A 15,686-nucleotide genomic window follows, 5' to 3' on the forward strand; every position below is an offset into this window, starting at 1 on the left:
TCGCTTAGTTTTGGGCAAATTGCTTCAAGAATCGTAAATCATTCGTATAGAAATGACGAATATCGTCCACACCATATTTCAACATCGCAATTCGTTCCACGCCCATACCAAAAGCAAAACCACTGTAAATCTTCGGGTCATAGCCGGCCATTTCAAGTACACGCGGGTGAACCATCCCTGAACCAAGAATTTCAAGCCACCCTGTTTGCTTACAAACCCTGCAGCCGCTTCCGCCACAGATCACACAGGTTACATCCACTTCTGCACTTGGTTCCGTAAACGGGAAAAAGCTAGGGCGTAACCGAATTTCAGTTTGGGCTCCGAACATTTCCTGCACAAATTGCAGCAAAGTCCCTTTCAAATCACTCATCCGCACATGTTTATCAATAACCAAGCCTTCAATTTGCGTAAACACGTGAGAGTGGGTAGCATCGTCATCATCACGACGGTATACCTTGCCTGGACAAATAATCTTAACAGGTACTGCGCCTTGCAGCCGTTCCATCGTCCGTACTTGCACAGGTGAAGTATGTGTCCGCATCAAGATATCCTCTGTTACGTAGAAGGAATCCTGCATGTCCCGCGCAGGGTGATCCTTAGGCAAATTAAGCGCCTCAAAATTATAATAATCCTGCTCAACCTCAGGTCCTTCTTCGACCGTATAGCCCATGCCGATAAAAATATCCTCAACCTCTTGAATAACCTTGCTAAGTGGATGAATCGCACCTAGATTAGTTGATTTCCCAGGCAATGTGACATCAATGGTCTCCAGCTCCAGCCTTTTTGCTGTTTCAGCCTGCTCATATTGCAGCTGTTTGGATTCCATAACCTCAGCAATTGCTGCTCGAACATCATTAGCTACCTGTCCGATCAATGGACGTTCTTCTGCACTTAATGCACCCATTCCCCGCAGGACTTCCGTTAATGGCCCTTTTTTACCCAAGTATTTAATCTTTAATTCATTCAATTGCTGCATGTCAGTAACTTGCTCTAGCTCGCCAAGCGCTTCTAGCTTTAATGCTTCTAAACGTGCTTTCATGATCTTCGCCCCCATAATAAATTGATCTTTATAAACAACAAAAAAAGCCTATCTCCCCCTAAAAAAGGGACGAAAGCTTCGCGGTACCACCCTTGTTAAGAGAATTTCCGCTTCTTCACCCTGCCTAAGCATTGTGTTCGTCGTTACTTCTCCTCACTTCATTCACGAAATAACGGCTCGTATTCCGATACCCTCTAATGACAAAATCGTTCAAGGGACTGCTCAGGAGTGAACTTCGCCAGCCTGTTTCTGTAGAGACGCTCTCAATCTTAGGCGTCTCCTCCCTGTTCTAGAGGCACTGGTTACTTTTCTCCGTCTTTGCATTTTATTGTATTATTAAAGGTATTATATGCAAAAGCTGTATGGGATGCAAGCATGAAGGGATAGTTGCGTTCACAGGCATCCAATTTCAATGTTAGTCCTCTTTTAATAAATCATCTAAAAGCATCATTTTTTCTTTCCAGAACGATCCGTAAAAAGCTACCCAATCTTGAATTTCTTTAAGTGGTGCTGCATTAAACTGATAGCGTGTTTCCCTGCCAACTTTGCGGTCCGTTACTAAACCAGATTCTTTAAGGATAGACAAGTGTTTGGAAACCGCTGTACGCCCCATTTGAAACTGCACCGTCAATTCATAGAGCGGCAATTCTTCGACACCTGCTAAAAGACGAATCAATTCGCGCCGAGTTGGATCTGCAATGGCATCATAAACATCCCGTATAGGCTTATTTTCGGTCAAAATCACCCTTTCCTACCTCCTTTAAAAACTTATTAATTTAAAGAAAACACCCTTTTAAAGCATCAAAGCTTCAAAAGAGCGCTAGTATCCTATAATTGCTTACATGCCAATTGCTTTACCGTCCACCGCAAGCATAGCTTCACCAAGAGCTTCCGACAAAGTTGGATGTGGATGTATTGTTTGGCCAACCTCCCAAGGAGTTGCCTCCAATACATGGGCTAGAGCTGCTTCGGATATGAAATCCGTTACATGCGGCCCTATCATATGCACACCAAGTATATCATTAGTTTTCTGATCAGCAATTACTTTGACAAATCCATCTGTATCGCCATAAACTAGTGCTTTTCCAATCGCTTTAAAATTAAATTTACCGATTTTAACTTCGTGTCCACGTTCGCGAGCTTGCTTCTCCGTCCAGCCTACTGAAGCAATTTCGGGACGAGAATAAATACATCTTGGCGTTAAATGTGCAGCATTAGCATGTGGGTGCAGCCCAGCAATATGCTCAGCAGCAGTTATTCCCTCATGTCCTGCAGCATGCGCTAATTGTAAGCCGCCTATTACATCACCTACAGCATAAATATGAGATTCCGAGGTTTGCATCATCGTATTAACACGAATGACTCCGCGTTCGAGTTTAATATCCGTGCTTTCCAAGCCAATATTCTCAATATTCGCTAATCTTCCTACTGAAACTAATACTTTCTCAGCTTCATATTGAACAGGTTCACCCTTGAGCTCAGCTTGCAGCTGAACTTTTTCATCGATAATTTTCACAGAATCTGCGAGAACTTTTGCACTAGTGATGACCTTAATTTTGCGCTTTTTGAAGATACGTTCCAGCTCCTTAGAGATTTCTTCATCCTCTAACGGCACTAAACGCGACTCATATTCGATCACGGTAACTTCCACGCCAAAATCATTAAGCAGTGATGCCCACTCCAAACCTATAACACCGCCGCCAATAATTAAAATGGATTTAGGCAGCGTTTCTAGCTGAAGCGCTTCATCACTGGTCATAATATACTTGCCATCGATCTCTAAACCAGGTAATGTCCGTGGTCTAGAGCCTGTCGCGATAATTAGGTTTTCTGAAAGCAGTGTCTCAATTTCCCCATTAGCTAATTCAACAGCAATCGCTCCACTTTTTGGTGAAAAAATCGATGGACCAATAATCCGCCCTATACCTTCAATCACATCTATTTTGTTCTTTTTCATCAAGTATTGAACGCCTTTGTGCAGTTGATCAACAATTTTTTGTTTGCGCTCCTGCACTTTGAAGAAGTTCAAGCTCACATTAGATGCTTCAATCCCGTAATCCTCACTATGCAGCATCGTTGAAAAGACCTCAGCGCTGCGCAGCAAGGCTTTGCTTGGTATACATCCGCTATGAAGACAAGTACCGCCTAGCTTGCCTTTTTCGACAATCGCCACTGATTTACCTAGCTGTGCCGCTCGAATTGCGGCTGTATACCCACCAATGCCGCCACCTAAAACGACTATATCGTAACTTTTAGTCATGGTTTAAACCTCACTTTTTACTGGTGCATCTCTGCTTGCTTCACTTGCTCGTGTGCATGATAAGAGCTCCGTACCATAGGACCGGATTCGACATGGGAAAAGCCCATCGCCATACCCTCCACTTTAATCGCTTTAAATTCATCTGGCGTGTAATATTTGCGAATTGGCAAATGCTTCTTCGTTGGTTGTAAATACTGGCCCACTGTCAGAATATTGCAATCCACCTCGCGTAAATCAAGCATAGTTTGGCGGATTTCGTCTATGGTTTCACCTAATCCCAGCATGATGCCTGATTTGGTTTTTTGTCCCGGGATGATTTCTTTAGCATTTCGCAATAACTGTAGGGAACGCGGATATTTCGCCTTCGCTCTAACTTGATCTGATAAACGAGCTACTGTTTCCATGTTATGGTTAAGAATATCTGGTTTTGCCTCTAAAACAATTTGCAGCAGCTCTTTTCTGCCGCCAAAATCCGGTATCAGAACTTCAATACCCGTAAAAGGATTTAACTCCCGCACAGCACGAATGGTTTGGGCAAAAACAGATGAACCCTCGTCTGCTAAATCATCTCTTGCCACAGAAGTAATTACAACATGCTTAAGCCCCATATCCAATACAGATTGCGCGACATGCCCTGGTTCTTCTAGATCCAGCTCATTAGGTAAACCTGTTGTAACGGCACAAAAACGGCAGGCTCTTGTACATATTTTGCCCAAGATCATGAAGGTTGCCGTTCGATTGCTCCAGCACTCGTGTATATTGGGGCATTTGGCTTCTTCACATACGGAATTCAGCTTGCGTTCCCGCATCATGGATTTCAGCTCATTGACTTGATCATTGGTCTGAATTTTTATCTTTAACCATTCCGGCTTTCGTCCCACTTCTGTTTCGATCATCCGATTCACTCCTTAAGGCTTGCTTCTGTATCTTGAAAGTTATGCTTCACCAATTAAGCTTTCATATTCGGCAGCTGTTAACAGACCTTCTAGGGCATCTGGACCACTGATTTCGATCTCTGCTATCCAGCCTGTTGTATAAGGCTCCAGATTCACTAGCTCTGGATTAGCTTCTAACGCTTTATTAATAAGCACAATCTTCCCGCTAACAGGTGAATATATATCTGAAACGGCTTTAACGGACTCAACGCTGCCCATGCTTTCATCTGCAGTAACATCACTTGAGATTTCTGGAAGCTCAATAAAAACGATATCGCCTAATTGCGCTTGTGCAAAATCTGTAATCCCGACAAGAATACGTTTCTCATCCAAAACCTTAATCCATTCATGCTCTTTACTATACAAAAGATTTGCTACAATTTCACTCATACTTGTGCCTCACTTTGACTGAGGGGGCTGCCCTCCATATTTTAACTACATTATGCTCAATTCATGTACGTAAAGCAACCCACAAAAAGAAACGCGAATAAATCGTTATCCAGACAGGACTTTTCAAAAAAAAGTTGACAAAGGAAAGGATAGTCGCGAATAATGGACCTATATGCCAAATAAAAACATATCACGCGAATGATGGTTTAGGGAGAGATTGCGGGTACATTTTTTTGTATTACGCAACGCCGAAGGAGTAAGCAGCAATGTGAATCTCTCAGGCAAAAGGACCTTTGCTGGACGCAACTCTGGAGAGATTTCGCATCAGCGAGACACCCAAGGGGCAACTTTTAACCGTTTATACGGTTTTCAGACAACTCTCAGGTAAATGGACAGAGCAAAAAAAACGTAGCTATTACGTCTTTTTTTGCTCTGTTTTTGTTTGTTCGGGTATGTAAAGATAAACGGCTATGCCGACTTTTAGGCTCGATATACACAATTTTTGTGTTTATGAGTAAATTTGGATGCGTACGAAAAAAATAACTTTAAACCAAGCTTAGCGAGGAGATTCGAAGATGACTTTAAAGCAAACACCACTTTATCCACTTTATGCTAAGTATGGAGCGAAAACGATTGATTTTGGCGGCTGGGATTTACCCGTGCATTTCTCCAGTATTCAAAAAGAGCATGACGCAGTCCGCATGCAAGCTGGATTGTTTGACGTAGCACATATGGGAGAGGTTCGAGTTACTGGCAGCGGTGCATTAGCTTTCATACAGCATTTGACGACTAATGATGTATCACAGTTAGCCATTAACCAAGCCCAGTATAGCTTAATGTGTTATCCAGATGGCGGGGTTGTAGATGATTTATTAGTTTATAAGCTTGCTGACGACCACTATATGCTGGTTATCAATGCTTCCAATATTGACAAGGATATGGAATGGCTGGAGCAGCACGTATCTGGTGATGTTTTACTTGAGAATATCTCGGATGAAACTGCGCTGCTTGCCCTGCAGGGGCCATTAGCCATCCAGATCCTGCAACGGTTGACTGCTGCGGATCTCAGCAGTATCCCGAGCTATCACTTCTTGCCGGATGTTACTGTCGGCGAAGTGAATGCTTTGGTTTCTCGCACAGGTTATACGGGCGAGGACGGGTTTGAGCTTTATGTACGTAGCGAGGACGCTCCAGGGCTGTGGGAAATTCTGCTTGCCGAAGGGCAGGCCGAGGGATTGATTCCCACAGGGCTAGGCGCGCGCGATACGCTGCGGTTTGAAGCACGCTTGCCGTTATATGGGCAAGAGCTTTCTTCTACGATTACGCCGTTGGAAGCCGGCGTTGGCTTTTTCGTCAAGCTGGATAAAGGTGACTTCATTGGGCGGGATGCATTGGCCGCACAGAAAACAGCCGGGATACCTCGCAAGCTTGTAGGTGTAGAAATGATTGATCGCGGGATTCCGCGTCCGCACTACCCCGTTTATGCTGGTGAGCAGCTAATTGGCGAGATCACGACTGGCACACAATCACCTACCTACAAAACAAGCGTTGGCTTAGCTCTCATTGATGCTTCTTATGCAACACTGGGAGCTGAACTCCATGTTGAAATTCGCGGTAAAAAACTCTTAGCTAAAGTAGTTAAAACACCATTTTACAAGAGAATCAAATAAAAGGGGGATTTACACGCATGGCACATCATTATTTACCACTGACAGAACGCGATCGCGCAGAAATGTTCGAAACGATTGGCATTTCAGATATCGAACAGCTTTTCGAGGATATACCGGCAGAAGCAAGATTCAAAGGCGAGCTGCAAATTTCCGAGAAGATGGATGAACAAACATTACTTCGTTATATGAGAAAACTTGCAGGCAAGAATGCAGACTTTGACCGTTATGCTTCATTTCTTGGTGCTGGAATCTATGATCATCACCTTCCTGTTGTCATCAACCATATGATTTCACGTTCCGAATTCTATACAGCCTACACGCCTTATCAGCCTGAAATCAGCCAAGGCGAGCTGCAGGCGATTTTTGAATTTCAATCCTTTATCTGTGAGCTGACCGGCATGGCCGTAGCCAATGCCTCGATGTATGACGGCTCCACTGCGCTAGCTGAAGCCGGTGCATTGGCAAGCGGCGCAACGAAACGCAGCCGCTTGCTTGTTTCGCGCGCGGTTCATCCAGAGGCGCGCCAAATTCTTAAAACGTCCGCCAAAGGCTTGAACCTCGAGGTAATCGAGGTTGATTATATCAATGGCGTGACGGATCTTGATCAGCTTGCGGCGCTGACCAATGATCAAACCGCAGCCATTATTGTCCAGTCGCCGAATTTCTTCGGCAATCTCGAGGATATTGCGGGGATTGAACCGATTATTCACGAAGCAGGAGGCCTGCTAGTGGTTAGCTGCAACCCGATGTCGCTTGGATTAATCGAAGCACCAGGCAAGCTCGGTGCCGATATCGTTGTTGGCGATGCCCAGCCCTTCGGAATTCCGGCAGCCCTCGGCGGCCCTACCTGCGGCTACTTCTCCGTCGCTGAGAAATGGATGCGCCGCATGCCAGGCCGCATCGTTGGCCAAACCGTAGACCGTGACGGAAAGCGCGGCTTTGTGCTGACGCTGCAAGCACGTGAGCAGCATATCCGCCGCGAGAAAGCGACATCCAACATTTGTTCCAACCAAGCGCTGCTCGCTTTGTGTGCTTCCATCTACTTGTCTGTCATGGGCAAACAAGGCATTCAGGATGTAGCTTCCCTGAATTTGCAAAAATCCCATTACGCGGCTTCCCGCTTCGCCGCTACTCAAACTATGCAGCTTGCGTTTGCAACGCCCTTCTTTAATGAGTTTGTTGTAAAATTCAACAATGCGATCGACTTAAAGGCACTGAACAGCAAGCTCCTAACAGACGGCTTCATTGGCGGCTACGACTTAGGCAATGAATATCCAGAGCTTCAAGGTCATCTATTGGTTGCCGTTACCGAACAACGCACTCGTGCTGAAATTGATGAATTTGTTGCTATGTTGAACAGCTATGCATCTGAGAGCAATTTTATTCCATCCGTTTTAGAGGGGGTTAACCCATGACAGAGGTTAAGCATGATAAAGCATTAATATTTGAACTAAGTCAGCCTGGACGTGTTGGCTATTCGCTTCCTGCCAGTGATGTTCCAGAAGTCGATATTTCTAAGATTATACCTGCTCAATTCTTGCGTAAAAAAGCAGCCGAGCTGCCTGAGGTTTATGAGGTCGATGTCATTCGCCATTACACGGCTTTATCTCGTCGTAATTTCGGGATTGATAATGGCTTTTATCCGCTTGGATCCTGCACAATGAAATACAATCCCAAAATCAATGAAGATGTTGCCCGCTTCGCTGGCTTCGCGAAAATACATCCTTACCAGCCTGAAGAATCCATTCAAGGCGCTTTGGAGCTTTTATACAATCTTCAACAGGATCTTGCTGAAATCACAGGTATGGATCAGGTTACTCTGCAGCCTGCAGCTGGTGCCCATGGTGAGTGGACAGGCTTAATGATGATTCGCGCTTATCACGAAAGTCGTGGGGATCATCGCACCAAGGTTATCGTTCCAGATTCCTCACACGGTACGAACCCAGCCAGTGCAACAGTTGCCGGATTAGAAACCATCACGATCAAGTCCAATGAGTTGGGATTAGTAGATTTAGACGCACTGCGTGCTGTAGTTGGTTCCGATACAGCGGCATTAATGCTTACTAACCCGAACACACTTGGTTTGTTCGAGCAGCAAATCATTGAAATTGCACAAATTGTCCATGAAGCTGGAGGTTTGCTCTATTATGACGGAGCTAACGCTAATGCCATCATGGGTATTACACGTCCTGGAGATATGGGCTTTGATGTAGTCCATTTGAATTTACACAAAACCATGAGTACTCCACATGGCGGAGGCGGTCCTGGTGCAGGTCCAGTAGGCGTCAAGGCAAAGCTTATCCCTTTCCTTCCAACTCCTACAGTAGCTATTAAAGAAGACGGAGCTTTCTATTTTGAGTATAATTATCCGCAGTCTATAGGTCGCGTTAAGGGCTTTTATGGCAACTTTGGAATTCTAGTTCGGGCATATACTTATATTCGTACCTACGGTCCAGCCGGGCTTCGTACCGTTTCGGAAAACGCTGTGCTTAATGCAAACTATATGATGAGAAGACTTGCCCCTTATTATGATGTTGCTTTTGACCGCCCATGCAAGCATGAATTCGTCTTATCTGGACGTCGCCAGAAGAAGCTAGGCGTTCGTACATTAGATATTGCTAAACGCTTGCTTGATTTCGGCTATCATCCACCGACTATTTATTTCCCTCTTATAGTAGAAGAATGTATCATGATTGAACCAACCGAAACAGAAAGTAAAGAAACATTGGATGGTTTTATTGACATTATGATTCAAATTGCTAGGGAAGCAGAAGAGACGCCTGAGCTCGTGATCAACGCTCCATATACAACGGTCGTTAAACGTATGGATGAGACATTGGCTGCTCGAAAACCCGTGTTAAATTGCGGCTGCAGCTAATCCCAGCTTTATGTTCATCACAAAAACAACCCAAACTAGTTCAATTAGTTTGGGCTGTTTTGTATATATAGATCACTTAACTTTAATTTTGTAAGTTTGCTGAATGTAACTCGGGTACTCGTTTACATGAAATGTCAGGGGCTGCGGATAATCTTTATTATTGAAAAAATAATAAATTTCCTGGATACTCAGATCTCCTGAGCTTGACCATACCCTTCCGCCGGGACCATCGACCATATAATGGACACCGCCAATGGCATCTGTAAATCGTTTGTCCAACATCATGTTATAGCCCCTGTCATCTTTATCATGATCCAAATGCAACGAAAGCGTCATTTCTTGCAGCCTAACTCCTGGAGCCGAATCCACAGCTATAAGTGAAAGCGAAGCGTCAGGCGCTTTAATCAGCTTTCCCGCTTGAGTATCTATGATAACATCACGTTTGTTCTGATCCAAAGCTCTAAAATACTCTCCCTCGAGATAAAGCTCTTTAGGATAATGGAAATAATTGCTCTCAAAATATAATATATTCTGACCGCTTCTCCCCATATATTTCCATATTTCACCTTTCTCATCGATCAAATGGAGATCTATTGGTCCAAAAACTTGCTTGCTGTTACTCTCATCATAAGAAAGCTCAACACTAACTCGCAACGGATTTACAGTAGCTTTCACAAAAGCAACCCGTTGTCCCTCCACTTCAATCGTCTTATTCAAGATGTACTCCTTAGTCATACCTGCAAATTTAGCATGGTCAATGGGTATATTCACTTTAAACTCTTGGTCGGAGTATCCAAGCTTGGACTTTAATACGATTTGATCCGGTAAAATCAATCCATCCTGCAGCTGTACATCGATTGTACCCCGAGAAATATTTTTTTCATTTTTTTTATACTTAATGTCAAGCTCATTGGGATTGCCCCAGCTGATCGTTGCAATTAAAGCTTTTCCGCTCAAATCACTCACTCTAGGCGAAGATAGTGTAATAAGCTCATCCCCATTTTTATTTTCAATCGAATAAAAGATCAAGGCACGGGCTTCGTCCACAATAATCCCTTCTACAGTAAACTTGATACCGCCATTTTCATCCGCTATGCCTATCTGCTGTACAAAGTCATTATCTAAGGCTAATTGGAGGCCGCGATCTGGAGAATTTTGAATTAAATCCACAAAGGTCGCCATTCCCGGGATATCCCGCATAAATGATGCAAACACAGGTGAGATCCGTACAGTTAAGAGACAGGACAATATTAAGAGCAACGCAGCTGCGCTTGACCCTAATCTACGTCGCATTCTAATCTTCGTCCGAGCCCGCTGCTCACGGCCTTTACGTATCCCCTCACGAATGTAATCATCTATGTCTGTAGATATCAGTTCATTACCCAGATCTATTTTGGCATCAACCAATTCCTGCTCAAGCCCACTATAGTTATGCATAATCTCCACTCCTATCTTTGCCAATGTAACCACGAAGCTGGATCAAGGCCTTATTAAGCCAGGTTTTAACGGTACCCTCCGGCTTTTCCAGCAGCTTTGAAATTTCAACTAATGTCATGTCTTGATAATATTTAAGAATAATAATATGACGGTATCGAGGAGAAAGCTGGGCAATTGCCCATTCTAATCTGATTTTTTCTTCCAGCGGCGTGGACTCCGTTGTTAATGTATTAGGTAAATGCAGCAATGGTATGACTTTTCGACTTCGCTTTTGCTCATCGATACAGTAATGAATCAGAATTCTTATCATCCATGTGTAGAAAAATTGAGGCTCCTTGAGCTTTCCTAGCTTCTCATAGGCACGGCAAGTCGCTTCCTGCAAGGCTTCCAGCGCCTCAGCCTCATTCCTTAAATAAGCAAATGCTATTCTATAGAATCGTTCCTTCTCAGCGCTAACCAGCAGGAAGAAAGCATCATCATCGCCATGTTTCGCCCTTATTACAAGCTCGTCTGTTGTCATGATTTCCCACCTCTCTTCTATTAGACTGTGAATAGCACCAAACGGTTTTATTTATACTTAAAAAATACACCGCGCATTCTGGCATTAAGTCGATCATTTGATCTCCTGTTTGCCATTAATACGCGGTGCAACTTATTATAGCTTTGAAAGACATCCTTGGATCAAGCCTTTTTCATTTGAACCTGCAGCCAATCCGTACGATAGAAGCGGATCAGCATGGCGAGTCCGTAAATAGCCAAAAACGTATAAAGCGCAATCCACGTCCCCATACTTCCCATATCAAGCATGAACGTTAGTACATAAGCAAGTGGTACGAAAATAAGCCAATTAATCAGAAACGAAGCCTTCACCATAAAGGTTGTATCACCTATGCCACGCAAGCCGCCAGCATAGAAATTATATAAGCCATCAAATAACTGTAAAAAAGCAGAAACACGGATTAGACGGGCAGCCAGCTCTTGCACCTGCGGGTCACTGGTATAAATTCGCGCAATGCCATCCGCTAAGAAGAATTCGATTGTACCTAAAATCAATAAAAATATACTGCCGAGGATTGCCGTTTCCGTACCGTACTTACGAGCTTGCAAGGGATCGCCGCGCCCTACCGCTTGACCTACGAGGATCGTTGCTGTTGCACTAAACGCAAACGCTGGCATAAATCCAAAGGACATCACATTCAAAGCTACCTCATTGGAAGCAAGAGCTGTCGTCCCTAGTCTCGTGACGAACATCGTAAAGATGAACATCGCTGCACTCGTGGCAAATTCCTGCACGCCAAGCTTACCGCTCTCCGTAAGTATCAGCCGTGCTTCCGCCCGACTGATTACAACGCGCGAGCGTGTGCCAAACCGCGCATGCAGCCGCACGAGGAAAACGTACAAGCTGCCCGCAAAAATCAAGGCTTCTCCAATGAAGAAGGCCCAGCCCGCACCGGGCAGTCCAAGCTTTGGAAAGCCTAGGTGACCATAGGTCAGTGAGTAAGTGAAGAACACCATTGCCGCGTTCCCGACAATGGCTAGAACAAGCGGTGTCCGCGTGTCGCCAATTCCGCGGAAAAAACCCTGCAGCACAAAGCTAGCTACAGAAAACGCCATAGCAAAAAATCTAATGCCCAAGTAAGCCTCTCCAGCATTAACCAGCTCTGTATTTCCACCCATCAGACGAAGCACAGCACCAGGAGCATAAAAACCAGCTATAACGAGCAAAACCGCAACGATAATACAAAAGTATAAAGCGATATAGGTTCGCTCAACTGCTTTTTTCAATTCACCTGCTCCATAATTCTGCGCAACCAAATAGTTAACGGTCAACCCTGTTCCAGAGAACAGTGCCCAACCGTTGTACATAATAATATTGGAAACGCCTACAACTGCAATCACCAGCGCCCCTAGCTGCCCAACCATGATTAAGCTAATAGTTCCTGTAAGCGTAACCGTTGCAAATGACAAGATCGATGGCAAAGCCAGCAATAGAATTAATTTACTATCCTTGAACATATTTAGCTTCACCCTTATAACTTTAACCCTTGCGAGCTAGTCATTTTTATTAAAATGCTCAGATAAATAAAAAAAAGCCTCTTCAGTTCAAGGCTTTCGGATTTAATAATTATGGAGCGGGTGAGGGGAATCGAACCCCTGCGATCAGCTTGGAAGGCTGAAGTTCTACCATTAAACTACACCCGCTTATTGCTTCTTAAAGAATATAATGGTCGGGACGACACGATTTGAACATGCGACCCCCTGGTCCCAAACCAGGTGCTCTACCAAGCTGAGCTACGTCCCGAGGCTTACTTGTCACTTTTTAGCGACAAAAAGTAATATATCATGTTCCTTTTAGAAATGCAACATTTTTATTAATTATTCTTGAAACAGCAATTTAAGCATATCAAGAATTTTTTTACGTTCGGCCTCAGTAAGCTCTTTACCTCGATAAGTAATCTGCTGGCTTTTGATGAAATCTACTAGTTCAATTGATTTTGGACTCAAATTATATTCTGTTAAGTAAGGCTCACTACTTTCCTGTAAGTAGCCTGCTTTTCTCATTAACTCTTCATATGAATAATTATAGGCTTTAGCCAATGTTTTTAATGTATCTGGTGTCGGCTTGACGGGATTGCCTGATCTCTGATCAATCCCCTTTTCAATGATACCTAGATAAGTATGACTAATTCCCGAACGGCTGCTGACGTCTCTTAAGGATTCCTGATCACGCAGCTGACGGAGCAAATTTCCTAATTCTTGCATAAACGGATCCTCCTATTGACAGGCATGTAATACTAGTGATACATTATTATTACAAAATGTAATATATGTGATACATTGCTCATTCCATTGGAAGCAGGTGATTACCATTGATATCAGCCATATAGCTAAACATAAGAATAAATTAGTCGCTATTCGGCATGCACTCACATTGGTAGACACAGATAGAGAACTAATAGTTACAATTTGCAAAGAAATGGCTTTTAAGTGGATACCTATAATTCTAGATGATGTAGCTCATCTATATGAGGAGAATGCACAGCTGCAGGTTGATAACTTAAATCTTAACTTACAGAATGATTCCCTCTTACAGCAGAATGTGGCTCTTTCTCAACGTTTACATCATCAATAAACCCGCATTTCATTGGTAAAGGAAACCTCGTTATCCTCCGCATCATAAATATTTAATTCCAGCCCCCATTTTCCAGCAAAAGATAAATACGGACCCTCACTTTTGTAAACATACTTAACGAAGCCATCAAAGCTTTCATATTCTCCTGGCACTAGATTCTTATCTTCTATAGCTTCTAAAGGAATAGAAATCGGGGCTAATTTCTGATCTCCCTTATATTTAAGCAATAATTCAACCTGTTTTGGATTCCCCGCTTTACTAGGTAACCAAATTTCCAAATCAAAAGTATTGACACCCGGCACATTCGGATTAATGTTGAGCGTTAAGTGTGCCTTTTCACCCATTTCATGCCAATTAAACGGATCATTCTTAGGAATAGGAGCCGCATAGGTTAGCAAACCAACAATACTAACAACGGCTATCATTAGAATTAAATCGACTTTGAGCCATTTAGATAAACCACCCGCCGTTAGATCCTCCTGAGTATTGTGATTCTTCATATGTCTTCTGATCCAAAACCCTGTTATCGCCACTGCAAGCACTAATCCAACCTTTATTACTAATAAGGTTCCCCATTGAGAATACTGAACGTAAGAAAGCTTTGGTAGATAAAACCAAGCTGTAAGACTACCTGTCACGGTTAAGATAAGGATAGAATAGAATGCAGCTCTTGAGAATTGAGGAAGCCATAGCTTAAGAAAGCTTTTATTACGCCACAATACTATACTTATGGCAAGCCCACCAACCCACAGAGCCGCTGCAGCAATATGTACCGCATCTAATCCTAATGTCCAACCTATTGGCTTAAATGCCATTGCATGCCCATTCAAGGATTTTACTGCGACCATAGCTGCAATCCAGATCAGATCTATCCACAGCTTTCGCTGTAGTATGAAAAAACCAGCAATAGCTAAGATAAAACTAGCCAGCCAAGAAACACCAATGCTAGTTTCGAAGAATAAGTGAAGTAATTCCGCAGCCCCGCCTTCACCGATAAGCTCTTGATAATGGTAATAAACTAGGAAAATTAAGGCAAACACGAATGCCCTTAATAAACCCACACGCCATTTTTGCAAGCTTTGCTGCACTTTCTCATCCCTTTTTCTTATAACAACAGACCACATTACCCAACCAATCAAAAGTAACAGAGTTAAATAATAGAATATCCTCGATAAGTATAATAACCAATCCTGCGTTGACATTTTCCAAGAGAAGCTATGTTCCAACTGGGAGTTGCTGGTCGCTAAAAACGTGTTAGCTGCTATTGAAGTCCCAATCGTAAAGAGGTAGCTTCCTTCTATTGGATGACCGTCTGCTGAGATTATATGATAGGTTGCTACAAAGGTGCCATCTGCCAGCTTCGGTATCTCTAAACTCAGTGTCGTTCGCTTGGCATCCAACTTTGCTTTCTTAGAAGTTACCGATTGACCTTCGTCATTTATTACTTTAATATAGTACAAGCTATCTTCTAATCGTTCATTAAACGTTAGTGAGATCTCCTTAGGAGAATTTAATGAAAGACTATTGGATTGTGGCAATGATTTAATTAATGAAGCATGTGCCAGCGTAGTCGATGGATAAAGGAACAGTATAATTAGTAGTGTAATAACAACCCCTGTACAGCGCTTTTTCAGACTATTAAATCGCTCTATTATCACGAACTTTCTCCCTCTTGAATCGTATTCCTTAAAGTTTACTAAATCGAAGCAATGATTGCCAACGCATCTTTTTTTCTTTTGACAAATACTATATATTGGTGTACATTATTCAATACAAACTATATGTTGTGTGAACGGAAGTTTTAGGTCTTACGCCCTATTGATTATTCTACTACACAATTGCACATCATGTGAAAGACAAATGTTCTGGCGTCGTACCTATCGATGTATTCAGGCATTTTTGTTTTCTCTACTTATAGAAGACAGTTTGGCTTTTATATTTTAT

At 43.1% G+C, this 15,686-nt stretch carries 14 protein-coding genes, 2 tRNA genes, 2 riboswitches and 1 other annotated feature; of the genes, 4 read left to right on the forward strand and 12 right to left on the reverse strand.

Translation table 11 applies throughout. The annotated features are described in order from the left end of the window. Window positions 1-4 precede the first annotated feature (4 nt). The 5 genes from pheS to gcvH form a co-directional block, all read right to left on the reverse strand. A complete protein-coding gene (gene pheS / locus EHS13_RS25485; protein ID WP_155703081.1) occupies window positions 5-1,039 on the reverse strand; it encodes a phenylalanine--tRNA ligase subunit alpha in 1,035 nt (344 codons plus the stop codon). Between the two features lie 62 nt (window positions 1,040-1,101). Further along, window positions 1,102-1,367: a binding site (T-box leader), on the reverse strand. 87 nt (window positions 1,368-1,454) lie between these two features. Then, entirely contained in the window at window positions 1,455-1,778 is a 324-nt protein-coding gene (locus EHS13_RS25490) for an ArsR/SmtB family transcription factor (RefSeq protein WP_155705505.1), read from the reverse strand. 99 nt (window positions 1,779-1,877) lie between these two features. Beyond that, a complete protein-coding gene (lpdA, locus tag EHS13_RS25495) occupies window positions 1,878-3,299 on the reverse strand; it encodes a dihydrolipoyl dehydrogenase (protein WP_155703082.1) in 1,422 nt (473 codons plus the stop codon). A 17-nt stretch (window positions 3,300-3,316) separates the two neighbouring features. Then, window positions 3,317-4,195, reverse strand: coding sequence for a lipoyl synthase (lipA, locus tag EHS13_RS25500; RefSeq protein WP_155703083.1), 879 nt, complete (start codon window positions 4,193-4,195; stop codon window positions 3,317-3,319). 39 nt (window positions 4,196-4,234) lie between these two features. Continuing rightward, a complete protein-coding gene (gene gcvH / locus EHS13_RS25505) occupies window positions 4,235-4,624 on the reverse strand; it encodes a glycine cleavage system protein GcvH (RefSeq protein WP_155703084.1) in 390 nt (129 codons plus the stop codon). 198 nt (window positions 4,625-4,822) lie between these two features. Then, a riboswitch (glycine riboswitch) is annotated at window positions 4,823-4,927 on the forward strand. A 3-nt stretch (window positions 4,928-4,930) separates the two neighbouring features. Further along, window positions 4,931-5,022, forward strand: a riboswitch (glycine riboswitch). Window positions 5,023-5,199: 177 nt separating this feature from the next. Between gcvH and gcvT the strand changes: the two genes are divergently transcribed. Genes gcvT through gcvPB form a run of 3 tightly spaced genes read left to right on the forward strand, consistent with a single transcriptional unit; the run spans window position 5,200 to window position 9,172 of the window. Then, window positions 5,200-6,294, forward strand: a complete 1,095-nt coding sequence (gene gcvT / locus EHS13_RS25510) for a glycine cleavage system aminomethyltransferase GcvT (protein WP_155703085.1) — start codon at window positions 5,200-5,202, stop codon at window positions 6,292-6,294. A 17-nt stretch (window positions 6,295-6,311) separates the two neighbouring features. Next, window positions 6,312-7,709 carry an aminomethyl-transferring glycine dehydrogenase subunit GcvPA gene (gene gcvPA, locus EHS13_RS25515; RefSeq protein ID WP_155703086.1) on the forward strand — a complete coding sequence of 466 codons (1,398 nt, stop codon included), beginning with the start codon at window positions 6,312-6,314 and terminating at the stop codon, window positions 7,707-7,709. Continuing rightward, the gene (gene gcvPB / locus EHS13_RS25520; RefSeq protein WP_155703087.1) at window positions 7,706-9,172 is read left to right on the forward strand and encodes an aminomethyl-transferring glycine dehydrogenase subunit GcvPB; all 1,467 of its coding nucleotides are present in this window, start codon (window positions 7,706-7,708) and stop codon (window positions 9,170-9,172) included. Before gcvPA ends, gcvPB begins: the two co-directional genes overlap by 4 nt. A 72-nt stretch (window positions 9,173-9,244) precedes the next feature. Here the strand turns inward: gcvPB and EHS13_RS25525 are convergent, their stop codons facing one another. The 6 genes from EHS13_RS25525 to EHS13_RS25550 form a co-directional block, all read right to left on the reverse strand. Next, complete coding sequence (locus tag EHS13_RS25525) at window positions 9,245-10,609, reverse strand: DUF4179 domain-containing protein (protein WP_155703088.1); 1,365 nt, start codon at window positions 10,607-10,609, stop codon at window positions 9,245-9,247. Then, a complete protein-coding gene (locus EHS13_RS25530; RefSeq protein WP_155703089.1) occupies window positions 10,602-11,129 on the reverse strand; it encodes a sigma-70 family RNA polymerase sigma factor in 528 nt (175 codons plus the stop codon). The genes EHS13_RS25525 and EHS13_RS25530 overlap by 8 nt, the downstream gene beginning before the upstream one ends. A 161-nt stretch (window positions 11,130-11,290) precedes the next feature. After that, a complete protein-coding gene (locus EHS13_RS25535; protein WP_155703090.1) occupies window positions 11,291-12,625 on the reverse strand; it encodes an MATE family efflux transporter in 1,335 nt (444 codons plus the stop codon). A 112-nt stretch (window positions 12,626-12,737) separates the two neighbouring features. Continuing rightward, a tRNA-Gly gene (locus EHS13_RS25540) sits at window positions 12,738-12,811 on the reverse strand. 23 nt (window positions 12,812-12,834) lie between these two features. Then, window positions 12,835-12,911 (reverse strand) — tRNA-Pro (locus EHS13_RS25545). Between the two features lie 74 nt (window positions 12,912-12,985). Next, window positions 12,986-13,372 carry a helix-turn-helix domain-containing protein gene (locus EHS13_RS25550; RefSeq protein ID WP_155703091.1) on the reverse strand — a complete coding sequence of 129 codons (387 nt, stop codon included), beginning with the start codon at window positions 13,370-13,372 and terminating at the stop codon, window positions 12,986-12,988. 97 nt (window positions 13,373-13,469) lie between these two features. Between EHS13_RS25550 and EHS13_RS25555 the strand changes: the two genes are divergently transcribed. After that, on the forward strand, window positions 13,470-13,742 hold the full coding sequence (locus tag EHS13_RS25555) for a hypothetical protein (protein ID WP_155703092.1): 273 nt from the start codon (window positions 13,470-13,472) through the stop codon (window positions 13,740-13,742). On the opposite strand, the gene EHS13_RS25560 is transcribed toward EHS13_RS25555, so the two are convergent. Continuing rightward, entirely contained in the window at window positions 13,736-15,400 is a 1,665-nt protein-coding gene (locus EHS13_RS25560; protein WP_155703093.1) for a copper resistance CopC/CopD family protein, read from the reverse strand. The two genes, EHS13_RS25555 and EHS13_RS25560, sit on opposite strands and share 7 nt — an antisense overlap. Window positions 15,401-15,686 lie beyond the last annotated feature (286 nt).

It is taken from the genome of Paenibacillus psychroresistens (assembly GCF_009728935.1).
GTDB classification, from domain to species: Bacteria; Bacillota; Bacilli; order Paenibacillales; family NBRC-103111; genus Paenibacillus_AC; species Paenibacillus_AC psychroresistens.